Annotated in this window: 26 protein-coding genes; 12 read left to right on the plus strand and 14 right to left on the minus strand. The window is 66.0% G+C overall.

What is annotated here, in order from left to right; genetic code table 11:
- Position 1: 1 nt before the first annotated feature.
- The 6 genes from GGR04_RS12515 to GGR04_RS12540 form a co-directional block, all read right to left on the minus strand.
- On the minus strand, positions 2–730 hold the full coding sequence (locus GGR04_RS12515) for an isoprenyl transferase (protein ID WP_183200230.1): 729 nt from the start codon (positions 728–730) through the stop codon (positions 2–4).
- A gap of 42 nt (positions 731–772) precedes the next feature.
- The gene (gene frr, locus GGR04_RS12520; protein WP_183200231.1) at positions 773–1,330 is read right to left on the minus strand and encodes a ribosome recycling factor; all 558 of its coding nucleotides are present in this window, start codon (positions 1,328–1,330) and stop codon (positions 773–775) included.
- 54 nt (positions 1,331–1,384) lie between these two features.
- On the minus strand, positions 1,385–2,098 hold the full coding sequence (gene pyrH / locus GGR04_RS12525; RefSeq protein ID WP_183200232.1) for a UMP kinase: 714 nt from the start codon (positions 2,096–2,098) through the stop codon (positions 1,385–1,387).
- A gap of 109 nt (positions 2,099–2,207) precedes the next feature.
- Positions 2,208–3,137, minus strand: coding sequence for a translation elongation factor Ts (tsf, locus tag GGR04_RS12530; RefSeq protein WP_183200233.1), 930 nt, complete (start codon positions 3,135–3,137; stop codon positions 2,208–2,210).
- A gap of 115 nt (positions 3,138–3,252) precedes the next feature.
- Positions 3,253–4,074 carry a 30S ribosomal protein S2 gene (gene rpsB / locus GGR04_RS12535; protein ID WP_183200234.1) on the minus strand — a complete coding sequence of 274 codons (822 nt, stop codon included), beginning with the start codon at positions 4,072–4,074 and terminating at the stop codon, positions 3,253–3,255.
- A gap of 224 nt (positions 4,075–4,298) precedes the next feature.
- Positions 4,299–5,099, minus strand: coding sequence for an EipB family protein (locus GGR04_RS12540; RefSeq protein WP_183200235.1), 801 nt, complete (start codon positions 5,097–5,099; stop codon positions 4,299–4,301).
- A gap of 111 nt (positions 5,100–5,210) precedes the next feature.
- Between GGR04_RS12540 and GGR04_RS12545 the strand changes: the two genes are divergently transcribed.
- From GGR04_RS12545 to GGR04_RS12560, 4 genes are read left to right on the plus strand one after another with little or no spacing between them, the layout of a single operon-like run.
- Positions 5,211–5,675 (plus strand): RidA family protein, encoded by a 465-nt coding sequence (locus tag GGR04_RS12545; protein WP_183200236.1) that lies wholly within the window; start codon positions 5,211–5,213, stop codon positions 5,673–5,675.
- Positions 5,676–5,680: 5 nt separating this feature from the next.
- Complete coding sequence (locus GGR04_RS12550) at positions 5,681–6,403, plus strand: glycerophosphodiester phosphodiesterase family protein (protein ID WP_183200373.1); 723 nt, start codon at positions 5,681–5,683, stop codon at positions 6,401–6,403.
- A 32-nt stretch (positions 6,404–6,435) separates the two neighbouring features.
- Positions 6,436–7,659: a GNAT family N-acetyltransferase gene (locus GGR04_RS12555; RefSeq protein ID WP_183200237.1), complete on the plus strand. Its 1,224-nt coding sequence runs from the start codon at positions 6,436–6,438 to the stop codon at positions 7,657–7,659.
- Positions 7,660–7,714: 55 nt separating this feature from the next.
- Entirely contained in the window at positions 7,715–8,137 is a 423-nt protein-coding gene (locus tag GGR04_RS12560) for an HIT family protein (RefSeq protein WP_183200238.1), read from the plus strand.
- A 21-nt stretch (positions 8,138–8,158) separates the two neighbouring features.
- On the opposite strand, the gene GGR04_RS12565 is transcribed toward GGR04_RS12560, so the two are convergent.
- The 5 genes from GGR04_RS12565 to GGR04_RS12585 form a co-directional block, all read right to left on the minus strand.
- The gene (locus tag GGR04_RS12565) at positions 8,159–8,524 is read right to left on the minus strand and encodes an AzlD domain-containing protein (RefSeq protein WP_183200239.1); all 366 of its coding nucleotides are present in this window, start codon (positions 8,522–8,524) and stop codon (positions 8,159–8,161) included.
- Positions 8,521–9,261 carry an AzlC family ABC transporter permease gene (locus tag GGR04_RS12570; RefSeq protein ID WP_183200240.1) on the minus strand — a complete coding sequence of 247 codons (741 nt, stop codon included), beginning with the start codon at positions 9,259–9,261 and terminating at the stop codon, positions 8,521–8,523. Before GGR04_RS12570 ends, GGR04_RS12565 begins: the two co-directional genes overlap by 4 nt.
- A 77-nt stretch (positions 9,262–9,338) precedes the next feature.
- Entirely contained in the window at positions 9,339–11,861 is a 2,523-nt protein-coding gene (gene clpA / locus GGR04_RS12575; protein ID WP_183200241.1) for an ATP-dependent Clp protease ATP-binding subunit ClpA, read from the minus strand.
- An 8-nt stretch (positions 11,862–11,869) separates the two neighbouring features.
- Positions 11,870–12,199, minus strand: coding sequence for an ATP-dependent Clp protease adapter ClpS (clpS, locus tag GGR04_RS12580; protein ID WP_183200374.1), 330 nt, complete (start codon positions 12,197–12,199; stop codon positions 11,870–11,872).
- Positions 12,200–12,444: 245 nt separating this feature from the next.
- Complete coding sequence (locus GGR04_RS12585) at positions 12,445–12,804, minus strand: phasin family protein (protein ID WP_183200242.1); 360 nt, start codon at positions 12,802–12,804, stop codon at positions 12,445–12,447.
- Positions 12,805–13,126: 322 nt separating this feature from the next.
- Here GGR04_RS12585 and GGR04_RS12590 point away from each other — a divergent pair, with 322 nt between their 5' ends.
- Together GGR04_RS12590 and GGR04_RS12595 are read left to right on the plus strand one after the other, a co-directional pair.
- On the plus strand, positions 13,127–14,620 hold the full coding sequence (locus tag GGR04_RS12590; protein ID WP_312857448.1) for a serine hydrolase: 1,494 nt from the start codon (positions 13,127–13,129) through the stop codon (positions 14,618–14,620).
- Positions 14,621–14,700: 80 nt separating this feature from the next.
- Entirely contained in the window at positions 14,701–15,033 is a 333-nt protein-coding gene (locus tag GGR04_RS12595) for a hypothetical protein (RefSeq protein WP_246393140.1), read from the plus strand.
- 33 nt (positions 15,034–15,066) lie between these two features.
- Here GGR04_RS12595 and GGR04_RS12600 read toward each other — a convergent pair whose 3' ends face one another.
- The gene (locus GGR04_RS12600) at positions 15,067–15,501 is read right to left on the minus strand and encodes a DUF1489 family protein (protein ID WP_183200243.1); all 435 of its coding nucleotides are present in this window, start codon (positions 15,499–15,501) and stop codon (positions 15,067–15,069) included.
- 114 nt (positions 15,502–15,615) lie between these two features.
- On the opposite strand from GGR04_RS12600, the gene GGR04_RS12605 reads away from it, so the two are divergent.
- Positions 15,616–16,335 carry a DUF599 domain-containing protein gene (locus tag GGR04_RS12605; protein ID WP_183200244.1) on the plus strand — a complete coding sequence of 240 codons (720 nt, stop codon included), beginning with the start codon at positions 15,616–15,618 and terminating at the stop codon, positions 16,333–16,335.
- On the plus strand, positions 16,332–16,595 hold the full coding sequence (locus tag GGR04_RS12610) for a DUF3253 domain-containing protein (protein WP_183200245.1): 264 nt from the start codon (positions 16,332–16,334) through the stop codon (positions 16,593–16,595). The genes GGR04_RS12605 and GGR04_RS12610 overlap by 4 nt, the downstream gene beginning before the upstream one ends.
- Positions 16,596–16,598: 3 nt before the next feature.
- Here the strand turns inward: GGR04_RS12610 and GGR04_RS12615 are convergent, their stop codons facing one another.
- Entirely contained in the window at positions 16,599–17,390 is a 792-nt protein-coding gene (locus GGR04_RS12615) for a YdcF family protein (protein WP_183200246.1), read from the minus strand.
- A gap of 186 nt (positions 17,391–17,576) precedes the next feature.
- On the opposite strand from GGR04_RS12615, the gene GGR04_RS12620 reads away from it, so the two are divergent.
- Positions 17,577–18,221 (plus strand): hypothetical protein, encoded by a 645-nt coding sequence (locus GGR04_RS12620; RefSeq protein WP_183200247.1) that lies wholly within the window; start codon positions 17,577–17,579, stop codon positions 18,219–18,221.
- 12 nt (positions 18,222–18,233) lie between these two features.
- On the opposite strand, the gene GGR04_RS12625 is transcribed toward GGR04_RS12620, so the two are convergent.
- Positions 18,234–21,608: a hypothetical protein gene (locus GGR04_RS12625; protein WP_183200248.1), complete on the minus strand. Its 3,375-nt coding sequence runs from the start codon at positions 21,606–21,608 to the stop codon at positions 18,234–18,236.
- Between the two features lie 235 nt (positions 21,609–21,843).
- On the opposite strand from GGR04_RS12625, the gene GGR04_RS12630 reads away from it, so the two are divergent.
- The 3 genes from GGR04_RS12630 to GGR04_RS12640 all read left to right on the plus strand — a co-directional run bounded on the left by GGR04_RS12630 (position 21,844) and on the right by GGR04_RS12640 (position 24,480).
- Entirely contained in the window at positions 21,844–22,326 is a 483-nt protein-coding gene (locus GGR04_RS12630; protein ID WP_183200249.1) for a peroxiredoxin, read from the plus strand.
- On the plus strand, positions 22,323–23,144 hold the full coding sequence (locus tag GGR04_RS12635) for a ferritin-like domain-containing protein (RefSeq protein WP_183200250.1): 822 nt from the start codon (positions 22,323–22,325) through the stop codon (positions 23,142–23,144). The genes GGR04_RS12630 and GGR04_RS12635 overlap by 4 nt, the downstream gene beginning before the upstream one ends.
- Before the next feature lie 106 nt (positions 23,145–23,250).
- Positions 23,251–24,480, plus strand: coding sequence for a M23 family metallopeptidase (locus GGR04_RS12640; protein ID WP_183200251.1), 1,230 nt, complete (start codon positions 23,251–23,253; stop codon positions 24,478–24,480).
- The last annotated feature ends 49 nt before the right edge of the window (positions 24,481–24,529 follow it).

A 24,529-nucleotide genomic window follows, 5' to 3' on the forward strand; every position in this document is an offset into this window, starting at 1 on the left:
GTCAGGACGCGATTTCTTGTGTCACGCCGCCAAAGCGACGGTCTCGAACGGCATAGTCGCGCACGGCATCTTCAAAGGCCTTGCGATCGAAATCCGGCCACAGGCAGGGTAGGAAAGCGAATTCGGAATAAGCGGCCTGCCACAAGAGGAAATTGGAAAGGCGAAGCTCGCCGCTGGTGCGGATGATGAGGTCGGGATCGGGGATTCCCGCCGTGTCGAGATGCTCGTCGACGAAGTCCGGCGTCACCGCCTCGGGCGACACCTCGCCCGCCACCAGCTTGTCGGCGATGCGTCGCATCGCCCGCGCCATCTCGTCGCGGGCGCCATAGTTGAAGGCGATGACGAGAACGTTTCGGTCGTTGTCCCGCGTCAGATGCTCGGCCTCTTCGAGAAGCGAGCGAATGTCGGCGGGCAGCCCCTCCCGTGCGCCGATCACCCGAACCTGAACGCCCTCCTTGTGGAGGTCGGCGAGATCGCGCCGGATGAAGAACTTCAGGAGACGCAGGAGTTCGCCGACCTCTTCGGCGGGACGGCGCCAGTTCTCGGAGGAGAACGCGAAGAGGGTGAGGTAGCGGATCTTGAGGTGACGCGCCGTGCGCACGGCTTCGCGAACGGCCTCCACACCCCGACGATGCCCCATCGTGCGAGGCAGCCCTCGAGCCTTGGCCCAACGGCCGTTGCCATCCATGATGATGGCGACGTGTTGGGGATGCCGCACCTGTTCCACCATCTTCTCCGCTCTCAGACCCGTCTCGTTCGCCCCGGCAGAATGCTAAACCTGCATGATTTCCGCTTCCTTGACGGAAAGCGCGCGGTCGATCTCGGTGATCGTCTCGTCGGTCATCTTCTGGACCCGCTCGGCTGTGGACCGGCTGTCGTCCTGGCTGATGTCGCCGTCCTTTTCCGCCTTCTTCAGCATGTCCATGCCATCACGGCGAACGTGGCGCGCGGCAATGCGCGCGTTCTCGCCATAGGTGTGAGCGACTTTGACCAGATCCTTGCGGCGCTGCTCGTTGAGCTCGGGCAGAGGGATGCGCAGCGTCGTGCCGTCGGTGATCGGATTAAGGCCGAGGCTGCTCTCGCGGATCGCGCGCTCGACCGCTCCGACCATCGACTTGTCCCAGACCGAGACCGCGACCATGCGGGGCTCGGGCACCGTCACGTTGGCGACCTGCGTCAACGGCATCTGCGATCCGTAGGCCGAGACGGTGATGGGATCGAGCAGGTTGGCCGAGGCCCGTCCCGTGCGCAGACCGGCCAAGTCGCCCTTCAGCGACGTCACGGCGCCGTCCATCCGGCGCTTCAGCTCGTTCAAGTCAGGGGCGGCCATGGTTCTTCCTTCTGCGAATTGTCTTTGAGTCTAGCAGCGGGGTGTCGCGATGTTCTAGTCCGAGACGATCGTCGATCGACCGCCGCCCGACAGAATGCGCGAGAATTCGCCCTTCTCGTGAATCGAGAACACCACGATCGGGATATGGTTCTCGCGTGCGAGCGCGACGGCGGTGACGTCCATCACGGCCAGTCCCTTGTTGAGGACCTCGTCATGGGTCAGGCGGTCGAAGCGCGTCGCGTCCGGCACGAGCTTGGGATCGGCGCTGTAGATGCCGTCGACCTGCGTGCCCTTGAAGAGTGCGGTCGCCCCCATCTCAGCCGCACGAAGCGCGGCAGCGGAATCGGTGGTGAAGAACGGGTTGCCGGTGCCGCCGGCAAAGATCACGACGCGGCCCGCCTCGGCATGCTTCAGGGCGACGAGCTGCGAGAAGCTCTCGCAGATCTCCGGCATCGGAATGGCCGACAAGACCACCGCGTCGATTCCGATCTTGGTCAGCGACGTACGCAGCGCCAGCGCGTTGATGACGGTCGCAAGCATGCCCATGTGATCGCCGGTCACGCGATCGCCGCCCTTCGAGGCCACCGCGACGCCGCGGAAGATATTGCCGCCGCCGACCACCACCGAGATCTCGACGCCGAGGGCCTTCGCCTCGTGAATGTCACCGGCGATCCTGTCGGCGACCGCGACGTCGATGCCGAACCCTTGCCCGCCCATCAGCGCTTCGCCGGAAACCTTCAGCAGCACTCGTTTGAAGCGGATGGTCATGCACGAATTCCCGAGTTTTGATGCCGGCTTGCGATACAGGAAGGGCGCCCGCTTCTCAAGCGGACGCCCCCGGTCTAACCTGCAGATGACGACGAAAACGTCGCTTGGCTTACTTCTTGCCGGCCGCGGCCGCGACTTCCGCCGCGAAATCGCTCTGCTCGCGCTCGATGCCTTCGCCGAGAGCGAAGCGCACGAAGCCTGTGATCTTGGCGGGCGCACCGAAATCCTTCGCCGCCGCCTCGAGCGCCTTCTCGACCGTCAGGTCGGGATTGATGACGAAGTTCTGCTTGAGGAGGACGACCTCCTCGTAGAACTTGCGCATCCGGCCCTCGACCATCTTCTCGATGATGCTCTCCGGCTTGCCCGACTGGCGCGCCTGCTCGGAGAAGACCGCCTTTTCGCGGTCCACCGTCGTCTGGTCGATCTCGCCGTCGGTCAGCGCCAGCGGGTTGGTCGCCGCCACATGCATCGCGACCTGCCGACCAAAGGCCGTCAGCGCGGCCTTGTCGCCGGTCGATTCCATCGCCACGAGCACGCCGAGCTTGCCGAGGCCATCGGCGACCTGGTTGTGGATGTAGGTCGCCACAACGCCTTCGGAGACCTGAAGCATGGCCGAACGGCGCAGGCTCATGTTCTCGCCGATCGTCGCGACCGCGTCCTTGATCGTATCGGCGACGTTCTTCTCGCCGCCGGGGTAGCCTGCTGCGGCGGTGGCCTCGGCCGAGCCGTCGGTCGTCAGCGCGACCTGTGCGACGTTGCGAACGATCTCCTGGAAGGCATCGTTGCGCGCCACGAAGTCGGTCTCGGAATTGACCTCGGCGACCACGCCCTTCTTGTCGCCGGCGGCCACCACCACGAGGCCCTCGGCCGCGGTGCGACCCGACTTCTTGTCGGCCTTGGCGATGCCCTTGGCGCGGAGCCAGTCGATGGCGGCTTCCATGTCGCCATTGGTCTCCGCGAGGGCGGTCTTGCAGTCCATCATGCCCGCGCCGGTCTTTTCGCGCAGGTCTTTCACCATCGAAGCGGAAATCGTCGTCATCGAACTGGCCTTTGTCTAAAAAATTGGGCGCACCGGATCCGATAGGGAAAGGGTGCGCCATTCATGTGACGGCGGATCGACGCCGTCACGGGTCTCAGGAATGCGGAAGGACGGTTCAGGCCGCTGCGGGCGACGCCTGCTCGACTTCGGGCGAAGCCTGCTCCTCGGCGACGGGCTCGGCCGCCTCTTCCAGCTCGGGCTCGATCGGAGCCTCTTCCATCGCGCCGATGTCGACGCCCATCGAACCCTGCTGACGAGCGATGCCATCGACGGCCGCACGGGCAATCAGATCGCAATAGAGCGAGATGGCGCGAGCCGCGTCGTCATTGCCCGGGATCGGGTAGTTGATCGACGAGGGATCGCAGTTCGAATCGACCACTGCGACGACCGGGATGCCGAGGCGCTTGGCCTCCTCGATCGCGATGGCTTCCTTGTTCGTGTCGATGATGAAGATCATGTCCGGCACGCCGCCCATGTCCTTGATGCCGCCGAGCGCGCGGTCGAGCTTGTCGCGCTCGCGCTGCAGGGTGAGGCGCTCCTTCTTGGTGAAGCCCTGGGCTTCGCCGGAGAGGAGCTCGTCGAGCTTGCGCAGGCGCTGGATCGAGTTCGAGATCGTCTTCCAGTTGGTCAGCATGCCGCCGAGCCAGCGGGAGTTGACGTAGTACTGGGCCGAGCGGTTCGCCGCATCGGCGATGATCTCGGAAGCCTGGCGCTTGGTGCCGACGAACAGCACGCGGCCGCCGCGGGCCACCGAGTCGGACACCGCCTGCAGGGCGCTGTGAAGCAGCGGTACGGTCTGCGCGAGATCGATGATGTGAATGTTGTTGCGCGCGCCGAAGATGAAGGGCGCCATCTTCGGGTTCCAGCGGTGGGTCTGGTGGCCGAAATGGACACCGGCCTCGAGCAGCTGGCGCATGGAATAGTCTGGCAGAGCCATCGGAATCGTCCTTATACCGGTTGAGCCTCCACGGAACGAAGCAGCTCACGAGAGCTGCCACCGGTGGGTTTGGGAAAGCGAAGAACGCTTGGCCAGACCCGGCTTCCGTGTGTGGAATGAGGGCGCGCATACAACAGTTCGCCGGGATCGGCAAGTCTTGCGCCCCCTTCCCCACGTGGTCGCCGGCGTCGTCGCGATCAAGCTGCCCGCCGAATCGTCCGCGCTCAGGGCGTGCAGGTCGCCTCGCCGAGATACTGCAGACGGCCGATCTTTCCGCTCAACGCGTAGGCCCCGAAGTTCATGAAGAGGTCGTCCGTCACGCCGTTCTCGAACAGGCGATAGCGCGTTTCGAAGATCGGCAGACCGTCGCGGTCGCTGTCCTCGTTGAAGTAGGATTCGGTGACCCGCCACGACCGCAGCCCCGCCACCTTCTCGGCGATCACCGGGTTGGATGGAGCATCGACCTTGGCAGGGGCGATCAGCGAAGTCGTCACCAGATTCTTGTCGGGCTCGTTGTCGCCGTCGAAGATCTTGGCCTCGACGACACGCTCCCCGGCGATCGCCTTCTGGATGAGATCGGCGGTGTGCTGCAGCGGAAAGCGCGACAGCGCGATGGTCGCCTCCCGCGTGACCGGCTCCGTGAAGGCGACCGACGTCCCTCCAGCGTTGCTCGAGGCCTGCCCCCTCACCGTCTCCTGCTCGGAGCCGTCGACCAGCGTCTTGGTTTCGAAGTCGAATCGGCTTCCATCCAGCGTCTCGCGCGAGATCGTCTGCTGGTCGGTGACGGTGATCTCGTCGTTCTGGTGGAACCGCGCGACGAACCGGTAGTCGAGCGCCATCGCCGCGCAGGTGTCGCGCTTCAGCTGCAACGCGATGCGGGCATCCACCGATTCGATGTCGTCGCTGGGCTCCGCGAGCGACAGTTCGTAGACGGCTTCGTGCGGCACGAGATCGACGGCCGATGCCTTTCCGCCCGCTGCCAGAAGAAGAAGGAGAGACGCCGGGACGGCGAGGCTGGCCTGCATGGAATCGGCAACTTTCTGGGAGAACGCGACGGCGCTTGGGGATCGAACGTTACCGCAAAAGCTGATAGCCGTCTGCGATCACACCGTCCGATTTCACTGGGGTCCCCTCGCATGACCGATACGATCGAAAGCCGCTTGGCAGCCGCCGGAATCCAGCTGCCGGCCGCGGCGGCTCCGGCTGCAAACTATGTGCCCTACATCCGGTTCGGGTCGATGCTGCAGACCTCCGGTCAGCTGCCGCTGGAGGGCGGGCGCCTCGCCGTGTCCGGCAAGCTCGGTGCGGGCGTGTCGCTCGAAGACGGCCTGCACGCCGCCAAGCTCTGCGGCGTGAACATCCTGGCGCAGGCCAAGGCGGCGCTCGGCGATCTCGAGACGATCGGGCGCCTGCTGAAGCTCACCGTCTTCGTGGCGAGCGACCCGTCCTTCACCGACCAGCACAAGGTCGCCAACGGCGCCTCCGACTTCCTCGTCGAAATCCTCGGCGAACGCGGCCGCCATGCCCGCTCCGCCGTCGGCGTGCCGTCGCTGCCTTTGGACGCCGCCGTCGAGATCGAAGCCCTCTTCGAGGTGGCGTGACGCCGATGGGGACCATCGACGCGCGCTGGCTGGAGGACCGGCCGATCGCCCATCGCGGGCTGCACGATGCCGGCCGGTCGATCATGGAAAACTCGGTCTCGGCCTTCCAGGCCGCGATCGATGGCGGCTATGCGATCGAGTGCGACATCCATCTGTCGCGTGACCGGGTGCCCGTCGTCTTTCACGACGAAACGTTGCTTCGCATGACGGGCGTCGAGGGCCGCGTGCGCGACACGGATGCGCAGGCGCTCGCAGAGCTGACGCTGGGCGGGACGCCGGACGCGATCCCGACGTTGCGCTCGCTGCTCGATCTCGTCGCGGCCCGAGTGCCGCTGGTGATCGAATTGAAGGGGCTCTCGGCCGATCTCGACGGGGAGTTCATCGAGATCGTCGCCGAGACGATCCGCGGCTACCCAGGCGCACTGGCGCTCATGTCGTTCGACGAATGGCTGGTGGAGCAAGCGGCGAGCGTTTCGCTCAGTGTGCCCTTCGGCCTCACCGCCGAAGGCACGCGCGCCGACGTTCTGAAGCGGCATCGTGTCGTCTTCGCGGGACACTGCTCGTTCGTGTCCTACAATGTTCACCATCTACCGAATGCGTTCGTCGACTGGATTCGCGACGAGCGGCATCTGCCGGTGATCAGCTGGACGGTCCGCACACCCGCGGATGTCGAGCGAAGCCACCGGTATGCAGACCAGATGACGTTCGAGGGGTTCGTGCCGTCCTGATCGGCACCGCCCTCGAAAAAGGGTGAGACGCGATGACCGACGAGTTCAACGAGGCTGCCGATGGCGAGGGGGCCGTCCTCTCGCTGCGGGTCGCCGAAGGCCTGTCGTCCATCGATGCCGACCGTTGGGACGAACTGGCGACGACGCGGCCCGGCGTTAGCGCCAATCCGTTCGTGCGACACGCTTTTCTCAGCAGCCTGGAAGATGCCGGCTGCGTCGGCGAGCGGAGCGGGTGGCTGCCGCAGCACCTCGTGCTGGAAGACGGGCGTGGCGAAATCCTCGCCGTTGCTCCGGCCTATCTGAAGAGCCATTCGCAGGGCGAGTACGTGTTCGACCAGGGGTGGGCCAACGCCTTCGAGCGCGCGGGTGGGCGCTACTACCCCAAGCTTCAGCTTTCCGCCCCCTTCTCGCCGGTCACCGGACCGCGCTTTCTCGTCGGGAGCCGCGACTCGGCCGATTCGATGCGTCTAGCAATGGCGGAAGCCGTGAAGGCCTATGTCGCGCAGACGCGGATCTCGTCGGCGCACGCGACCTTCCTCGAAGCACCGGACCTTGAGGTGCTTGAGGGCGACGACTTTCTTCACCGCACCGACCAGCAGTTCCATTTCGTCAATCGCGGCTACGCGACCTATGACGACTTTCTGGAAACGCTGGCCTCGCGCAAGCGCAAGGGCCTGCGGAAGGAGCGGCGCGAGGCCTTGGCCGACGGTATCACGATCGAGCGTCTGTCCGGCCGGTCGCTGAACGAGGCGGCCTGGGACGCTTTCTTCCACTTCTACATGGACACGGGCAGTCGCAAGTGGGGTCGCCCCTACCTCAACCGGCGGTTCTTCTCGCTCCTCGGCGAGCGGATGGCCGACGAGATCGTGCTCGTCATGGCGCGGCGGGAGGGGCGCTACATTGCGGGCGCGCTCAACCTCGTCGGCGCCGACCGCATCTTCGGTCGCTACTGGGGCTGCACCGAAGAACACGCCTTCCTGCATTTCGAGGTCTGCTACCATCAGGCCATCGACTATGCGATCGAGCACAAGCTGGCCGTGGTGGAGGCGGGCGCGCAGGGCGAACACAAGCTGGCGCGCGGCTACGAACCCGTGACGACCCATTCGGCCCATTACATCGCCCACGCCGGGCTGCGCGACGCCGTGCGCTCCTATCTCGAGCACGAGCGGCAGGAGGTCGAGGCGACGAACGAGGTTCTCGCCGAGCACACGCCCTTCCGGCGCGGCGAGCGACAGGACCGGGCGGACGAGAACTAGACGAACCCTCCCCGTCGCCTATGATCCGCCTCACCCTCCCAGCAGGAATCGTGCGATGACGGCCTACGACGACAGCAACGTGTTTGCGAAGATCCTGCGCGGCGAAATTCCAAGCGTTCGGATCTACGAGACCGACGAGGTCGTGGCGATCATGGATGCGATGCCGCAGTCTCGCGGGCACTGTCTCGTCATTCCCAAGGCGGCCTCGCGCAATCTCCTCGATGCCTCGCCCGAGGTTCTCGCCGTTCTCCTGCCGGAGGCCGCCAGGCTCGCGCGCGCCATCAAGGCGGCGTTCGCGGCCGACGGGGTGACGGTGATGCAGTTCAACGAGGCGTCGGCGGGTCAGACGGTCTTCCATCTGCATGTCCATGTCCTGCCCCGCTATGCCGGCGTGGACCTCCAGGCGCACGGATCGGGCATGGCCGATCCCGCCCTGCTTCGCGAGCAGGCGGAGGTGATTCGAGCGCATCTCGCCTGAGGCTGCGTCGCGGCATCCGCGTCAGATCAAACCCAACATCCAGGGCACGCCGAGGAGGATGATTTCCGCCACGACGATGGCGAGGATCGTATGCCGTCCGAGCGTGAGATAGGCGAGGAAGCCGCCCGCGACCGCCCCGATCCGCACTGCGGTCGGGATGTCCGCGAGGATGCCCGTCGGAAACAGGATGAGCCGTCCGATCACCGCCGCCACGAGCGAGGTGGCGATCGTGCGGGCGAGTGCGATGGCCGGCGAGTTTTCGTCGAACCGGCCCGCCGAAAGGACGCCGAGCCAACGCCAGACGTCGGTCGGCAGCCAGCCGGCGAGCAGGATGAAGAGATAGGGCCACCAGTCCGCGGCGATCGAATCGTAGGACAGGCCGTTCATCGCGCGATCTGCCGCCGATCGACGAGCCGTCCGATGCCGTAGGCCACCACGCCGCCTACCAAGCCCGCGACGAGAATGTCGAACTCGGGCGCCAGCCAGTTGGCGACGGGCACCGCCAGCATGCCGGTAAGCAGTGCCAACTGCCCCGAGAGTTCTCGTGCCGAGCCGTAAAGCGAAGTCAGGAAGTAGACGGGCGTCAGGAAGGCCAGCGCGCCGGTCGCCAACGCCGGCAATTGACCCATCAGATTGAAGGCCAGCGCCACCGCGAGCGTGTTGACCACCGTCAGCGTGATGCCGAACCCCGCAAAGAAATGCGGGCGCCGATCGCGCGGCACAGTCGGCAGGCGCTCCAGCGACACGACCCAGGCGGTGACGGCGATGAAGTGCGAAAGCACCAGGAGCGTTCGACGGCGCGTGCCGACGCCGCGAAGTTCCGGCAGAAGGGCGATCACCATCGGCATCAGACGGAGCGACGAAAGCCCGACTGCCAGCGCCGTCGCCGCGAGCGACAAGCCGGCGGTGATCGAGCCGAGAAGAATGATGTTGGCCGGAAGCGCCCAGATGGTGAAAACCATGAAGGAGGCTTCGAGCCAGCCGATGCCCGCTTCCCGCGCAAGGCCTGCGAAGCCGAGATGGGCGGTGACGAGAATGAGAGCCGGAGCGCTCCAGACGGCGCGCATTCCCTTGAACACCCAGACCGAGGGATGCGAGTCGGTCCGGGCCGATGACACATCCATGTCCGGTCCGTCGTGTTCCAGTTCAGATGGGACGGCCCATGAAAAAGGCCGCCCTCGTGGCGGCCTTTCCTAACCCATCAGTTCGGCTTACGGGGAACTTTCGGCACCGTTCCCGGTCGGCGACCCGACTTTGGCTCCACATCCGCATCGGACGCGGAGATCTCGGACGGCTCCTCGTCTTCGCCGTCCTCGTCCATATCCTCGACGTCGTCGAAATCGTCGTCGTCCTCGACGATTTCCTCGCCGCTCGGATCCACTTTCGCCCGTCGCCCCTTGGCATCGCTCGACTTGCGCGCCTTGATCGGCGTTTCGTCGGCGATCGCCTCGAGATTGAGCTTCTTCCCGCCGGCCTCGTCATCGACCACCGTCACCTTCACGGTGCCGCCGTGCTTCAGCTTGCCGAACAGAACCTCGTCCGCCAGAGGCTTCTTGACATATTCCTGGATCACCCGGCCGAGGGGCCGGGCGCCCATGTACTCGTCGTAGCCCTTCTCGGCGAGCCATGCGATGGCGTCCTGACGCAGTTCGAAGGTCACGCCGCGCTCGGACAATTGAGCCTCCAGCTGCATCACGAACTTCTGCACCACCTCGTGGATCACCGGCGTCGGCAACGCGCCGAACGGTATGATCGCGTCGAGGCGATTGCGGAACTCCGGCGTGAACAGCCGGTTGATCGCCTCCACGTCGTCGCCCGTGCGGCGCGTCGAGCCGAAGCCGATCGCCGCCCTCTGCGCCTCCGAGGCACCCGCATTCGTCGTCATGATCAGGATGACGTTACGGAAATCGATCTTCTTGCCGTTGTGGTCCGTCAGCTGGCCGTGATCCATGACCTGCAACAGGATGTTGAACAGGTCGGGATGCGCCTTCTCGATCTCGTCGAGCAGCAGCACGCAATGCGGATGCTGATCGACGCCGTCGGTCAGAAGGCCGCCCTGGTCGAAGCCGACATAGCCGGGAGGCGCGCCGATGAGCCGCGAAACGGTGTGGCGCTCCATGTATTCCGACATATCGAAGCGCAGCAGTTCGATGCCGAGCGCAGACGCGAGCTGCTTGGCGACCTCCGTCTTGCCGACGCCGGTGGGCCCCGAGAACAGGTAGGAGCCAATCGGCTTCTCCGGTTCGCGGAGGCCGGCACGTGCCAGCTTGATGGCGGTGGTCAGACTCTCGATCGCGGCGTCCTGTCCGTAAACCACGCGCTTCAGCTGCGTGCTCAGATGCGCAAGCACTTCCTCGTCGTCCTTCGAGACGGATTTCGGCGGAATGCGAGCCATCGTCGCGACGGTCGCCTCGATCTCCTTCACGCCGATCGAGCGCTTGCGCTTGGCTTCCGGCAGCAGCATCTGCGACGCGCCGGTCTCGTCGATCACGTCGATCGCCTTGTCCGGCAGCTTGCGGTCGTTGATGTAGCGCGCCGAAAGCTCGACGGCCGACTTGATGGCATCGTTCGAGTACTTCACGTGGTGGAAGTCCTCGAAATAGGGCTTGAGGCCCTTGAGGATCGAGATCGCATCCTCGATCGTCGGCTCGGCGACGTCGATCTTCTGGAAGCGCCGCACGAGCGCGCGGTCCTTCTCGAAGAACTGGCGATACTCCTTGTAGGTCGTGGAGCCGATGCAGCGGATCGCGCCGGAGGACAGCGCGGGCTTCAAGAGGTTCGACGCGTCCATAGCGCCGCCCGACGTCGCGCCGGCGCCGATCACCGTATGGATCTCGTCGATGAAGAGAACAGCGCCGGGATACTCCTCCAGTTCCTTCATGACCTGCTTCAGCCGCTCCTCGAAATCGCCGCGATAGCGGGTGCCGGCCAGCAGCGTGCCCATGTCGAGCGAGAAGATGGTGGCGTCGGCCAGCACCTCGGGCACGTCGCCCTCGACGATCCGCTTGGCCAGACCTTCGGCGATCGCCGTCTTGCCGACGCCGGGATCGCCGACATAGAGCGGATTGTTCTTGGATCGGCGGCAGAGCACCTGGATCGTCCGGTTGATCTCCGTCGCGCGGCCGATCAACGGGTCGATCCGGCCGGTCTTGGCCTTCTCGTTCAGGTTGACGCAATAGGCCGTCAACGCGTCCTGCTGCGTCTTGCGGCGTCCCTCCTCTTCATTGCCCATGACCGACTGCTCATCCTCCGCTCCACGAACGGTGCGCCCTTCGGACGCCCCCGGCCGCTTGGAAATTCCATGGGAAATGAAGTTCACGGCGTCGTATCGCGTCATCTCCTGCTCTTGCAGGAAGAAGGCGGCATGGCTCTCGCGCTCGGCGAAGATCGCGACGAGCACGTTGGCGCCCGTCACCTCGTCCCGCCCGGAAGACTGGACGTGAATGACGGCGCGCTGGATCACACGGTGGAAACCGGCGGTGGGCTTGGAGTCCTCGTCATGCCCCGTGGCGAGGTTGGCGAGCTCGGTGTCGATATATTCCATCAGCGAAGAGCGCAGCACATCGAGATCGACGCTGCAGCCCTTCATGACCGCAGCCGCGTCCTTGTCGTCGAGCAGGGCGAGAAGCAGATGTTCGAGGGTCGCGAATTCCTGATGCCGCTCGTTCGCCAGCGTCAGGGCCTGATGGAGCGACTTTTCCAGACTTTGCGAAAATGTCGGCAAGGTTCACCTCAATTCTTTTCCATCACGCATTGCAGCGGATGTTGATGCTGACGGGCGAAATCCATGACCTGCGTGACCTTCGTCTCCGCGACCTCGTATGTGAACACGCCGCACTCGCCGACCCCATGCTTGTGCACGTGCAGCATGATCCGCGTCGCTGCCTCGCGATCCTTCTGGAAGAACCGCTCGAGAACGTGGATGACGAACTCCATCGGAGTGTAATCGTCATTGAGAAGCAGCACCCTGTAAAGGCTCGGCTTTCGGGTCTTGGGTTTCGTTCGGGTGATGACCGACGTCCCGCGGTCCGCGTCTCCGCCGTCGGTCTTGCCCGCTTGCATCCGCGGGTCGTGTCTCGTCACCGGTCGGTCGGGAGCGTCGTCGTTCAATGCCGTCACCTTTGTCATCAGCAACTATGTATGTACCGCGCGAGCCATTTTAAGACGCCTCGCCCTTGCGGCAAATTTTCCTGGCGGCGCGACGAGCGGACAGGATTCGCCGGGTGCGCGCAAGCCGCCGGGAAACCACCAACGAAAAAAGCCCGGCGCGAAGGCCGGGCTCGTTCATGCGATCGAGATGTCGGGTGTCAGCCGGCCTGGCGAGCCGCGTCTTCGCCGTACTTCACGGCGGCGGCAGCCGTGTTCTCGAAGGGCTTGTAGGTCTCGCGCGCGATGGCGGAATACATCTCGCCCATCTTCTGCGCCTGCGACATCCACGTCTCGTAGGCGGACTTGGCGTAGTCGTTCTGCAGCTCAACGGCCTTGTCCAGCGTGCGGACCTGGGCGAGCTTCTCCATCATCTGCGCCGTCTGCTCGTAGGAGCGCTTGGTGAACTCACCGGTCTCGGCAGCGATCTGCTGGAAGCCCTTCGACATCGCGGAGAACGACTTCAGCGCGTTGTCCATGGATTCCTTGCCGGCCTTGTTGGCGTCTTCGTACATGTTCATGCCATTTCCCCTTCGCTGTGACGGTGCGAGCGTCGATGATCCGTCAGCTCGATATATTGCACTGCACAATCGCCTGCAAGGGGATTTTGAAGGCGGGGGTTCGCGAGAAGGTTGCGCGAGATGCTCCCTACCCGCTCCGCTAAAATTTATTGCATTTCGCCACACCCAGATCACAAGGTTCCGGCAACCATAAACGGATTGGTAAGACCGCTCGACGTATCTTTCCCACAAGAAGAGATCGCGAAGCCATTGATTGGTAACGCTCCCCACAACCCGATTGTGGGGGCGCAGCATCTCGAAACACGAAACGAGAGAGCTGCCCGTGTCCTTGGCGTTCCGCAAACTTTCCATCGTCGCAAGAGGCGTCTCGCTTGCGAAGAGCATCACGCGGACGGCTGCCGTCGCAGCCCTGGGAAGCGCCCTTCTCGTTCATCTTCCCGTGGCCCACGCACAGGCGGCCGATGAACGCTACGCTGCGATCGTCGTGGACGCCAACAACGGCAAGGTCCTCTTTTCCAAGAACGCCGACGAGAACCGGTATCCGGCCTCGCTGACGAAGATGATGACCCTCTACATGATGTTCGACGCGCTCGAGAGCGGCCGGGCACAGCTGTCGACCCCGATGAAGGTTTCCGCCTACGCCGCGGCCCGCCCGCCCTCGAAGCTCGGCATGAAGGTGGGATCGAGCCTTTCGGTCGAGGAAGCCATCATGAGCCTCGTCACGCGCTCGGCCAACGATGCCGCCGTCGTGATCGGCGAGTATCTCGGTGGTACCGAAACCCAGTTTGCCGAGATGATGACCGCCAAAGCCCGTCGCCTCGGCATGTCCCGTACGATCTTCCGCAACGCCAACGGCCTGCCCAACCCGGCGCAGCATACCACGGCGCGCGACATGGCGACGCTCGGCATCGCGCTTCGCGAGCATTTCCCTCAGTACTACAAGTACTTCAATACGCGCTCGTTCAATTTCCGCGGTCAGGTCATCGGCAATCACAACCGGCTTCTCGGCCGTGTCCAGGGCGTCGACGGCATCAAGACCGGCTACATCAACGCATCCGGCTTCAACCTTGTGACCTCGGTGGTTCGCGGCGACAAGAAGCTCGTGGCGGTGGTGCTGGGCGGTCGAACCTCCCGGGCGCGTGACGACCACATGGCCGAGCTCGTCGGCAAGTATCTGCCGGACGCGAGCTCGCGCGGCGGTGAACCGTTGGTGGCGGCCTACGCCCCGAGCACGCGCGGCCCCGCGGTCTCGACCCATGTCGCGGCGGCCACCGCCCTTCCCGTGGCGGTGCCGGTGCCGACCCGTCGCTCCTCGTCGATCAACGAGCGCGTCGCCGACGCCTACGGCTCCAACGCAGCCGGCGCGATGAACGCCATCACTTCGCCGTCGGCGCGTCCGGTCATCGGACGCGAGGCCCTGCGCGCCGCGCTCGGCCGGCAGGAAGGCGGCGCGATGACCGTGGCCACCGCGCTGGCGCCGACGCCGCGCGCCTCCATCCCGAGCGTCGTGGAATCGCAGATTGCGGCGCCCGCGCCCAATCGTGGCATGAGCGCGGATGCCTCCCGCTCGGCCTGGGTGGTCCAGATCGCCGCGACCCCGGTGCAGGAGACCGCGCTCCAGATGCTGGCCGAAGCCCGCCAGCGGGGTGGCTCGGTGCTGGCCAGCGCCTATGCCTTCACGCAGGCCGTGGATAGTGGCTCGCAGACCCTCTACCGCGCCCGCTTCGCCGGGTTCGAGACGAAGGCTGCCGCCAATGCCGCCTGCGAGGTTCTGAAGAGCCGTTCCTACGCCTGCTACGCCATCGCGAACAACTGACGGCGCCGGCTCTGGCGAAGTCCGGAGCCGTCTCCCCCAGCCGGGTCGCCATCGGCGCGCTTGCCGTGCCCGGCGAAGCCTTGCCCGACGCCATTCCCTTCAGCCGTACCGAGTTTCGAGGTTTCTCCATGTCGATCGAACAGGAAATCCGCACGCCCTACCTCGCGGACAACCGGACCTCCGGCTCCGCGGCCGCCGCGCTGCATCCGATGCAGCAGGCGGCGAGCCGGCTCGGCGACGTCCGCGACGGTCGCTCGCGTCTTCGGCCCAAGGACCTCGTCGGCTTGCTCCTGTGCCACGGCGCCCGCGCCTGGCGCTCGTCGCAGCCTGTCGCGCGCGTTCGGCTGAAGGTGGATACGCAGGCCGGCACGCAGGCGGTGCGAATCGCATGCGGCGGACCGGGTTCGCGCTAGAGTCGGCAGCCGGAGGCGATCGGCTCCCGGCGCTCAGAGCAGACCGAGTTCCGCCAGTTCTCGGCGGAGCGCCGGCGGCAGCGAGACCGTCCCATCGTCCTCTCCGGCGTCGGACGGAGCGGCTTCCGGCAGCAGATAACGCCAACCTTGGAAGGCGCGCCGCGGTTGCCATTGCGTCCGGATGAACTCCGGCCGCAGCACGATGCGGCATCGCTCGATGCCATCCGCAGCGGTGAACGCCTCGAAACGCTGCAAGGGCTGGCGAACCTGCACCTGCCCCTTGATCACCCAGTAAAGCGATCCGCCGTCCACGATCTCGTCGGCGCGCTTGGGCATGACGCGGGTCACATGCACCTGCTCGGGCATTTGAGAGAGGCGGCGTGCTTCCTCGAACCGATGGGCGACATGCGCTTCGAGATCCTCGACGGTTTCGACGCCGACGCAGAGCTTGATCATGTGAAGAGGCATGACGCTGTTTCCGACGACGCGTCGGAGCCGTCAAGTCGAACCTGACGCGGCGGCGGACGAAGTGCTAGGACGGGCTGCTCACCCGCGTTTCCGATCTCCCGCCCTGCCCGGTCCATGCGCATCGATCACGTCTTCGACCTGCCGAACCTTCTCGCCTTCGTCACCTTCGTCGGTGGTTGGGTGCTGTATTCGCTCGTCGTCGACATGAGCGGCATCGCCCATCGTGGCCTCAGCTACCGGATGAACGTGCAGCGCGAGGCCTGGATGCGCACGATGCTGCGCCGGGACCTGCGGATGATCGACACCGCGATCATGGCGGGGCTGCAGCAGGGCACCGGGTTCTTCGCCTCGTCCTGCATCTTCGCCATCGGCGGCTGCTTCGCCCTCATCGGATCGGCCGAGCAGATCGCGACGATCGTCACCGACCTGCCGCTCGAGGCGACGTTCGACCGTGCCCTCGTGGAGACGAAGCTCCTCGGCCTCGTCACCATCTTCGCCTACGCCTTCTTCAAGTTCGGCTGGGCCTATCGCCTGTTCAACTATTGCACGATCCTGATCGGCGCCGTTCCGATGCGCCACGACGCCGACGCCGATCCCAGGGCGGCGGACGAGGCCGTTCGCCGCGCGCTGACGATGAACCGGATCGCCGCCCGGCACTTCAACGCCGGCCTGCGCGGCATCTTCTTCGGCCTCGCCTATCTCGGCTGGTTCGTCGGTCCCGGCGTTCTCATCGGCACCACCGCCCTCGTCATCTGCATCCTGGCCCATCGCCAGTTTCTGTCGGATGCCGTTCGAAGCGTCGGCATCGATCCTCCTTCGAAAGAGAGCCCATGAAGGCCAAGACCATCCGCGACGCCATTCTGGCGATGACCGCCGAGCGCGGCGACGACAAGACGATCTGCCCCTCGGAGGTGGCGCGCGCGCTGGCGGGGCCGGACGAGACCGAATGGAGCCGACTGATGGGGCCGATCCGGGTGGAGGCCGTGCGTCTCGCCGACGAAGGTCTCGTGGTCGTCAAGCGCAAGGGCCGCGTGGTCGATCCCCACGACTTCAAGGGGATCTACCGCCTCGCGCCGCGTGCGCCCGAGGCGTGAGCGTCAAGGCGCAGGAAACAGCGCCTCGATCTTGCCGGTGAGCCGATAGGCGACGAGGCCGAGATACTCGCGAATGGCGAAATGCACCTTCTCGACATTGCGCACCGTGGCGGTCGACGGCTCCCAGATCGAGGCGCCGCCCGGCGTCTGGTAGTCCGTGGGATAGGGCAGCACGTCGAAGCCCGCCGCGCGGAAGCAGCCGACCGAGCGCGGCATGTGCGCCGCCGAGGTTACGAGTAGCCACGTCTCGCCGGGCTTCGGCTGCACGAGATCGCGCGTGAAGGCCGCGTTCTCCGCCGTGTTGCGCGAGCGGTCCTCCAGTTCCAGTCGGGCGGGGTCGAGACCCAGCTCGCCGAAGATCTGGCGTGCCACGTCGGATTCGCGGATGTCTTCGGCGAACACGCCGGCCGCGCCGCCGGTGAACACCACGCGCGCGCCCGGATAGCGGCGCGAGAGCGCGAGTGTCGTCGTGACGCGATCGGCGGCATCGTTGAGTTCGGGCACGCCGCGCGTGCGCGTCACCTTCGTGTCGAACGAGCCGCCGAGCACCACGATCCCCGCGACATCGGCAGGCAGTTCGGGCCGTGGAAACCTGTTCTCGAGCACGCTGAGCATCACGAGCCCGAGCGGCGACAGCGCGAGCACCGCCAGCAGCACCACGGAGGTCGCCAGCAGCCCGGTTCCCAGGCGTGGCATCCGCAGGAGCGGGCAGAGGAAGCCGAGAACCGCGATCAGCAGAACGATCACGAGCGGCTGCACGAGATACCAGCCGATCTTGGAGAGCGCGAAGAACATGGGAAGCCTGCCAGCACATGGGGAATCAGTCGGGGAACCCTAGCCGCCGACACGATCGGTCGAAAGCGCGACCTGTGCGCGAGCGCGCCGCTCGCTATCTCGCGGGAAACCGTTGGGAGAACTGCCGATGACCAAAACGCCGATCGCCGACCGACATGCCTGCCTTCGCCAAAGGCAGACGCGCTGATGGCGACGCTCATCACCGTGCTGCGATCCGGCGGGCGCTACGACGCAAGCTGGGTGGAACGGCTGGTTCGCGCCTTCCGTGTCCACGCGTCCGGCTTCGATCGTTTCGTCTGCCTCACCGATCACCCGTTTCAAAGCGACGGCATCGAGTGCATCGCGTTGCACGAAAACTGGCCGGTCTGGTGGTCGAAAATGGAGGCGTTCCGTCCGGGCCTCTTTACCGGCACGGCCCTGCTCTGCGATCTCGACACGGTGCTGTGCGGCGACGCCTCGGCCCTGGCCCGCCCCGGTCTCGCAGCGATGGAGGACCATTTCCACAAGGGGCGGCTGTCCAGTGCGCTCCTTCGCTGGGAGGGCGACGAGCTCGCCGATGTCTACCGGCGCTTCGCCGCCGAACCCAAACGCTGGATGGCGCCGGGGTCCTGTGGCCGAGTGCCCAACGCCGTGCATGGCGATCAGGTCGTGATCGACCATTTCCTGCGCGAGGCCGGACGGCTGCCAGCTTTTTTCCAGGCGAGCGATCCCGGCCTGCTCGACTTCTACGATCCGGCCCGCAAGACGTTCGGCCCGGTGCTCGTCTTCATCGGCGACGCCAAGCCGGATGTCGCCAACGCCAGCGTTCAGGCCCTGTGGCGCGGCGACTGAGCGCGCGCTCCGTCATTCGTAGGAGAAGATCTGCCGGAAGATGCCCGGCGCGATCGCCGAGATTGGGTTCACCACCAAAGTCGGTGAGGCGAACGGCCCGCTGAGATGGTAGGTGATGCCGATCAGCCCGCCTTCGTTGCCGTTGCCGAGAATCTGCCCGAGGATCGGGATGGCCCCGAACACCCGGTTGATGCCGTAGGCGGGCATGAAGGACCCGGCAATATCGATGCGGCTCTTGGGATCGTAGAGCGTGCCCGAGAAGCTCGACCCGAACACCGGCCCGCGCACGATGCCGTCGGCGACGCGCAGCGTCGCGCCGCCATAGGTGAGGTTGGCCGACGCCTGATCGAAGAAGGCGCGTTCGGTTCGCAGCTCCTGCCCGAGCGCCTGGCTAAGGCTGGCCGATCCCGGCTTCGGCGACGAGCCGACGATGCGCGACAGCCGCGGCTCGTCGACCAGCGTGAAGTTCTGCATCTGCAGCCGGCCGCGATAGCCGTCGTCGGCCGAGCCGATGAGTTCGAGGCGCGCCTGGCCGCCTTCCATATGTCCGTAGACGCCGGAGAAGTTCAGGAAGGCGCCCGCATCGGCCGCCGCGATCGTGATCGCCCGCTGATCGCCGCGCGGCGACAGGTCGCCGGAGACGGCGCCGCCGCCCGTCCGGCCGCCGAGGTTCAGTGCGGCCATGCGGCCCTGCGAACTCGCGAAGTTCAGCGTGAAGTCGGCGATCGACTTGCCGCCGAACCCGTTGAGGCGCGCAATGTCGGCGGTGATGTCGAAGGTTCCGCCGCCGACGCGCCCGTTCTTGTCCTGGCCGACGGTCGCCTTCAGCTCGGACAGGATCGGTCGCGCATCGAACTGGGCCCCGTCGATCGTAATGCCGAAGCCCTTGCCGTGCCGCTCCACGCTCACATCGACGTCGTCGCCGGGGTTGAGCGCGACGTCGCGAAGCACGGCCGTGCGCAGTCCGCTTTTGTCAAGCTTCGCAGAGCCCCGGGCCGAAAATCCGTCGCCGGAAAGAACGATATCGTCGAGTTCGGTTCCCTCGTCGCTGGTGCGGATGGCGAAGGACAGCGACGCCGCGACGCCCGCTCCCTTGGTCCACGCCATCGCAGGAACCTTGAGGGCGGTGCGCGTGAGCTGCAGCTCGGCCTTGAGGCCGTCGCCCGCATCCGTGATGCGCGCCGCGATCGGTCCGTCCACGACGTCGGCGAGAGCCGGCACCAGTTCGGCGGCCTTTCGTGCGGGCACGTCGAGCGTCACCTCGATCTTGCGTTCGCCCACCGGCTGGCCGCCGAACGGCACGGCCAGACTCATGTCGGCGGCGATGCCGTCCATCGTCCCCTTCAGCGATCCGCTGACCTTGCCGGGCACGATGGCGATCTCCCCGTCGAGATCCGCGAAGCGGCGCCCTTGGATCGGCTGACCTGGGTCCACCTTCGCGAGCTTCGCCGTCACCGACCAGCCGAGCATCTGGTCAGCCGGCAGGATCTTTTCGCCGAGGCGCAACGATGCGGTGGCGTGGCCGTCGATCGAGCCGGTCGCCAGCGCGGGGTCAAGGGCGAGATTGCGCAGGGCGCGGATCGGCTCTGCATCGGCGACGGCCAGCACCCCGGCGGCCGACCCGGCGGTGGCGACATCGAGATCGAGTAGCAGATCGCGGATGTTGCCGTCGCGCGGCTTCGCCATCGTCACCACCGCCGGACCGATCTTCACCTCGGGTTGGCCAGCAAGCGTCGCCTCGTCGAGGAAGACCTTCGTCACCGTGCCGCGCGACTCCAGCCGTCCGTTGGTCTGGTGCAGGCGCGGCACCGTTCCCACCGTGTCGATGTCGAGGCCGGCAAGGCCGATGTCCATGCGAAGCTCGTCCTCGCTGGCGTATTCGGTGGGTTTGAACGCAGTGCCCAACCGATCGCGGCTCACCGACAGAGCGATCGTTCCCGTCGGCACCGAGCCGACATCGCCGAGATGCGCGAGCACCCAGGTCCGCGACTTGCCCGAAATGAAGAACGGCCAGAAGGCCTTCACGTCGGCGGCGGCGAGATCGCTCGCCTGCACGTCGAGCGACGTCACATCCTGCGGGAGCTGCGCACGGTAGGCAGCCCGACCGACGAGACTGCCGTTGGCGGTCTTCAACGCCAACGCCGTGAGTTCGGCGAAGCGGGCGGCCGGGTCGATACGCCCGTCGAGCCAGAGCGAGGCGGTCCGCGCGGTGTCGTCCTCGGTCGGCAAGCCGACTTGCGAGCGGATCTCGTCGGAGCCGAGGCGAAACCGCAGGCGGTCGGGATCGGCGACGCCGTTCTCGGCTTCCGGCGCGAGACTGCCTTCGAGATCGAAGGCCACACCGTCGAACCGCACGGGGCTCGGGAGCAGCCGCAACTGGTCGTCGCCCTCACGGTATTCGATCCGCAGGTCCGCCGCCTCGACGCGCGTGTGGTTCAGGCCGAGCTGCACGTGGCCCGCATCGGAATGGAGCGACGCGTGGAGAATCGGGCTGCCGGCTTCGCCATCGCGCTGCATGCCGGCCTCGAAGACGAGAGCGGCGTCGCTTCCGAACGGGCGTTCGTCCAGCGTGGCGGTCCGCGGCGTCGGCGGCAGTACGCTGGCGAGATCGATACGTCCGGAGCGCAGCGAGAAGCCGACGAGCTGCGACGTCTCACCGTCGAATTCGGCGGCGCCCGAAAGCGAGACCGGCACCGGCCCGAGCCGCAGGCTCGACGACAATTGCAACGAGCCGTCGAGCGTGCGGTGCAGGTCGGCGTAGCGAAGAACGAGCTCGGGGCTGGAGCCGAAACGCGTCGGTAGCCCCTCGATGGTGATGTCCGAGAACGACACCGTGTCGAAGTGATACGCCTGCAGCGCCTGGAGTTGTCGCTCGATCGTGCGGATGGCGCTGTCGGCGGTTCGGGCGATGACCGATCCCGAGCGCGCCGGCACGGCAGCCGGCTGCGTGCCATGCTCCGTCGATCCGGCCGCGACGTCGCGGCGACGAACCGATCCGTCTTCGCTGAAGGCCGCGAGATCGATGCGAGCGCCGCGCATTTCCAGCCGTCCGAACTCCAATCGGCCATTGACCAAGGGCATCAGTCGCACGGCCACGGAGACCTGATCGACATTGGTGCGCTGGTCCGGCCGATCCCGTCGCTGCAACACCACATCGGTCCAGTTCAACGCCAGCATCCCGTCGGCGCGCATCTCGAAATGCTGATCGCCGAGAGAGGCCTCGTAGGATGGGCCGAGCAGCCGGCCGAGCGCGGCGGTGGTCTGCGAGCGCACGAACGTCTCGCCGGTTTCCGTTCCGAACAGAAAGGCCACCCCGCCCGCCGCCACGAGCAGCAGGAAGAGGAACAGGCTGACGAGGGTGCCGCAAAGGCGGAACAACCGCTTCAAGACTCCATCCCACCAGCGAAGTGGGGGCACTCAGATGCCGCGGGACGGGCCGATCTCCGCTGGGTTTCGACGGCGGACGGACGTTCGCATGTTAGGCTGGGGGACAAATCGCGATGCATGGCTGGAAGAGACTGCCCCGATGCGGATGCTGCATTATATCGAGCGTTGCGGACGTGCCCTGGCCGGCCGCCGCCGCCCCACTCCTGGACATGCATTAGGCCGAAAGGAAGGCTTCATGAGCGCACCCGACGTTGGACAGCACTGTCCGGGATTCGACTTGCCCGAAGCCGATGGCGGCCATGTGACGAGCGACTCTCTCGCGGGCCATCCGTTTGTGCTCTATTTTTATCCTAAGGACGATACGTCCGGTTGCACGGTCGAGGCCATCGAGTTCTCCGCCCTGATCGAGAAGTTCGCGGCGATCGGCGTTCCCGTGTTCGGCGTCTCTCCCGATCCGGTGAAGAAGCACTGCAAGTTTCGTGACAAGCACGATCTGAAGGTTCGTCTCCTCTCAGACGAGGACAAGACCCTGCTCCAGGCGTTCGGCGTCTGGGCCGAAAAGAGCATGTACGGCCGCACCTACATGGGCGTCGAGCGGACCACCGCGCTGGTCGGGGCCGATGGGCGCATCGCGAAGATCTGGCCGAAGGTGAAGGTCGCGGGCCATGCGCAAGAGGTGCTGGACGCCGCACAGGCTCTGAGCGCCGAGGCGGCGTGACGGCTCCCGCGCAGACGACATTGCGGGGATCGGCCGTCGCAGCGCTGCTGGCGGCCGATCTCGACGAGAAGTGCCGGCTGACAACCGCTGCCGGCGAAGCGTGGTTCGCCCGCACGCTGGGGCTCTCGGCGCCGGGCGATCCGCGTCTGCCGCAGCGACCCGGCCGCCCGGTCAAGCCCGACCTCGTCTCGCCGCGTCTCGTGCCGAAGCGCTCGGTCCACACACTCGAAGGCCGGATCGCGATGATTCACGCGCTGGCCCATATCGAACTCAACGCCATCGATCTGGCGCTCGACATCGTCGCCCGCTTCTGCGGTCAGCCGGTTCCTCGGTCGTTCTTCGACGGCTGGATGACGGTCGCAATGGAGGAGGCCAAGCATTTCGGCCTGCTGTCGAAGCGGCTGCGCGATCTCGGATCGCACTACGGCGCCATGCCCGCGCATGACGGCCTCTGGCAGGCCGTCGAGGTCACCGCGCACGACCTTGCCGCCCGGCTGGCGATCGTGCCGCTCATCCTCGAAGCGCGCGGCCTCGACGTAACGCCGTCGCTTCTCGCCAAGCTCGGCGAGGCCGGCGACTCCGAGACGGCCGCGATTCTCGAGATCATCTACAACGATGAGAAGAAGCACGTGGCGATCGGCGCCAAGTGGTTCCGATTCCTGTGCGCACGCCAGCGCGTCGATCCCGCCCAGCGGTTTCAGGAACTCGTGCGGGCGTGCTTCCGCGGCGACGTCAAACCGCCGTTCAACGACCGAGCCCGCGCGGAGGCCGGGCTGACACCGACCTTCTACCGCTCGTTATCGCCGCTTTCATCCTGATCGTTTATCCTCCGTCACTTGCACGTTCCACGCTTCGTTAACCCTAACCGGCTTTAATCCCGGAGAGAGCGGCTTGGCCCTCGACGTTTCTGGTCTGGATTGTCGGATGAGTGTGAGTGCCCAGCGACACGTGTTCGGAACACGATCCGAACCCCATACGATCGTCATCGCGCGGGGCGACAAGGTCCGCCACTGGACCGTGCGGCCCTGGGTGCTCGCTTCCGGCGCATCGGCCGTCGCGCTGCTTCTCGTGGCCGGACTCGGCGCCGGGGCCTTTCTCTTCGCCGGCGACTCGGTGGTGCGCGCGCTTGAATGGCGTGAGCAGCAGACGATGGTGGCCTACGAGAGCCGCATCGCGGATCTGCGCAACCAGTTGGATCGCCTGACGACGCGCCAGCACGGGGTGCGCGAGACCGTGAGCGCCGAGGTCGAGAAGATCGTCGATCGCCAAGTCCAGCTCGCCGACCGGTTCGACGAACTCGCGCCGCTGCTTCTCAAGGCGCAGGAGTCGGGCCTTTCCACGCGGGCCCCGACGCAAGGCAAAGGTTCGAAGCCATCGGACGAGCCGACCTGGAAGACGGGCTCGCTCGACCGCTCGCTCGACGAAGTCCGAGCCCTGCCCTCCAGCCGCGTCGAACTGGCCGACATGGCCGAGGATGTCATCCCCCTCATTCGCCGCTCCACCGATGCGGTGGAGGCCGAGCAGGTGGCGCAGGTCGCGGAGCTCGCGACCCGTGCGAACACCAGGGCCGAACGCATCTCGGCGCTTCTCGGCTCGGTCGGGATCGATGCCGGCGGCTCGGCGCTGTCCGGGGTCGGCGGCCCCTACGTTCCCGCGGGACCGAGCGAAGGCTTCTCGCAAAGCCTCGCCCAGCTCGTCACCGCGCTCGACGTGCTGGAGCGGCTGGACGCCCATGTCCGCTCCGCACCCCTCGCCGATCCCATGCCGACGGGAACGCGCAGCTCCCCCTTCGGCGTTCGCGCCGATCCGTTCTTCGGCCGGGAAGCGCTGCATTCGGGTATGGACTTCGCGGTCTCGTCGGGAACGCCGGTCCATCCCACCGCTCCCGGAAAGGTGACGTCGGCCGGAGACGCCGGTGGCTATGGTCTAATGGTCGAAGTCGATCATGGAAATGGAATGCGGACCCGCTACGGCCACCTGTCGCGGATCGACGTCTCCGTTGGAGACAAACTCACGGTCGGCTCCGTTCTCGGCGCCGTCGGCTCGACCGGCCGCAGCACCGGGCCGCACCTTCATTACGAGGTGCGGGTGGACAACCAGCCCATCGATCCCGAGCCCTTCATTCGCACCGGACGGCGTTTGGCCGCGCTCTGACGAAAAAGGCCGGATGCGATCTCTCGCATCCGGCCCTCTGGTCTCATCG

This window comes from Aureimonas pseudogalii (assembly GCF_014196835.1).
Classification (GTDB): Bacteria; Pseudomonadota; Alphaproteobacteria; order Rhizobiales; family Rhizobiaceae; genus Aureimonas; species Aureimonas pseudogalii.

What these genes read in the sequence shown, in the direction of transcription:
- GGR04_RS12515 (WP_183200230.1), bottom strand. Translation starts at nt 730, where the DNA reads ATGGTGGAACAGGTGCGGCATCCCCAACACGTCGCCATCATCATGGAT.
- frr (WP_183200231.1), bottom strand. Translation starts at nt 1,330, where the DNA reads ATGGCCGCCCCTGACTTGAACGAGCTGAAGCGCCGGATGGACGGCGCC.
- pyrH (WP_183200232.1), bottom strand. Translation starts at nt 2,098, where the DNA reads ATGACCATCCGCTTCAAACGAGTGCTGCTGAAGGTTTCCGGCGAAGCG.
- tsf (WP_183200233.1), bottom strand. Translation starts at nt 3,137, where the DNA reads ATGACGACGATTTCCGCTTCGATGGTGAAAGACCTGCGCGAAAAGACC.
- rpsB (WP_183200234.1), bottom strand. Translation starts at nt 4,074, where the DNA reads ATGGCTCTGCCAGACTATTCCATGCGCCAGCTGCTCGAGGCCGGTGTC.
- GGR04_RS12540 (WP_183200235.1), bottom strand. Translation starts at nt 5,099, where the DNA reads ATGCAGGCCAGCCTCGCCGTCCCGGCGTCTCTCCTTCTTCTTCTGGCA.
- GGR04_RS12545 (WP_183200236.1), top strand. Translation starts at nt 5,211, where the DNA reads ATGACCGATACGATCGAAAGCCGCTTGGCAGCCGCCGGAATCCAGCTG.
- GGR04_RS12550 (WP_183200373.1), top strand. Translation starts at nt 5,681, where the DNA reads ATGGGGACCATCGACGCGCGCTGGCTGGAGGACCGGCCGATCGCCCAT.
- GGR04_RS12555 (WP_183200237.1), top strand. Translation starts at nt 6,436, where the DNA reads ATGACCGACGAGTTCAACGAGGCTGCCGATGGCGAGGGGGCCGTCCTC.
- GGR04_RS12560 (WP_183200238.1), top strand. Translation starts at nt 7,715, where the DNA reads ATGACGGCCTACGACGACAGCAACGTGTTTGCGAAGATCCTGCGCGGC.
- GGR04_RS12565 (WP_183200239.1), bottom strand. Translation starts at nt 8,524, where the DNA reads ATGAACGGCCTGTCCTACGATTCGATCGCCGCGGACTGGTGGCCCTAT.
- GGR04_RS12570 (WP_183200240.1), bottom strand. Translation starts at nt 9,261, where the DNA reads ATGGATGTGTCATCGGCCCGGACCGACTCGCATCCCTCGGTCTGGGTG.
- clpS (WP_183200374.1), bottom strand. Translation starts at nt 12,199, where the DNA reads ATGCAAGCGGGCAAGACCGACGGCGGAGACGCGGACCGCGGGACGTCG.
- GGR04_RS12585 (WP_183200242.1), bottom strand. Translation starts at nt 12,804, where the DNA reads ATGAACATGTACGAAGACGCCAACAAGGCCGGCAAGGAATCCATGGAC.
- GGR04_RS12600 (WP_183200243.1), bottom strand. Translation starts at nt 15,501, where the DNA reads ATGCCTCTTCACATGATCAAGCTCTGCGTCGGCGTCGAAACCGTCGAG.
- GGR04_RS12605 (WP_183200244.1), top strand. Translation starts at nt 15,616, where the DNA reads ATGCGCATCGATCACGTCTTCGACCTGCCGAACCTTCTCGCCTTCGTC.
- GGR04_RS12610 (WP_183200245.1), top strand. Translation starts at nt 16,332, where the DNA reads ATGAAGGCCAAGACCATCCGCGACGCCATTCTGGCGATGACCGCCGAG.
- GGR04_RS12615 (WP_183200246.1), bottom strand. Translation starts at nt 17,390, where the DNA reads ATGTTCTTCGCGCTCTCCAAGATCGGCTGGTATCTCGTGCAGCCGCTC.
- GGR04_RS12620 (WP_183200247.1), top strand. Translation starts at nt 17,577, where the DNA reads ATGGCGACGCTCATCACCGTGCTGCGATCCGGCGGGCGCTACGACGCA.
- GGR04_RS12630 (WP_183200249.1), top strand. Translation starts at nt 21,844, where the DNA reads ATGAGCGCACCCGACGTTGGACAGCACTGTCCGGGATTCGACTTGCCC.
- GGR04_RS12640 (WP_183200251.1), top strand. Translation starts at nt 23,251, where the DNA reads ATGAGTGTGAGTGCCCAGCGACACGTGTTCGGAACACGATCCGAACCC.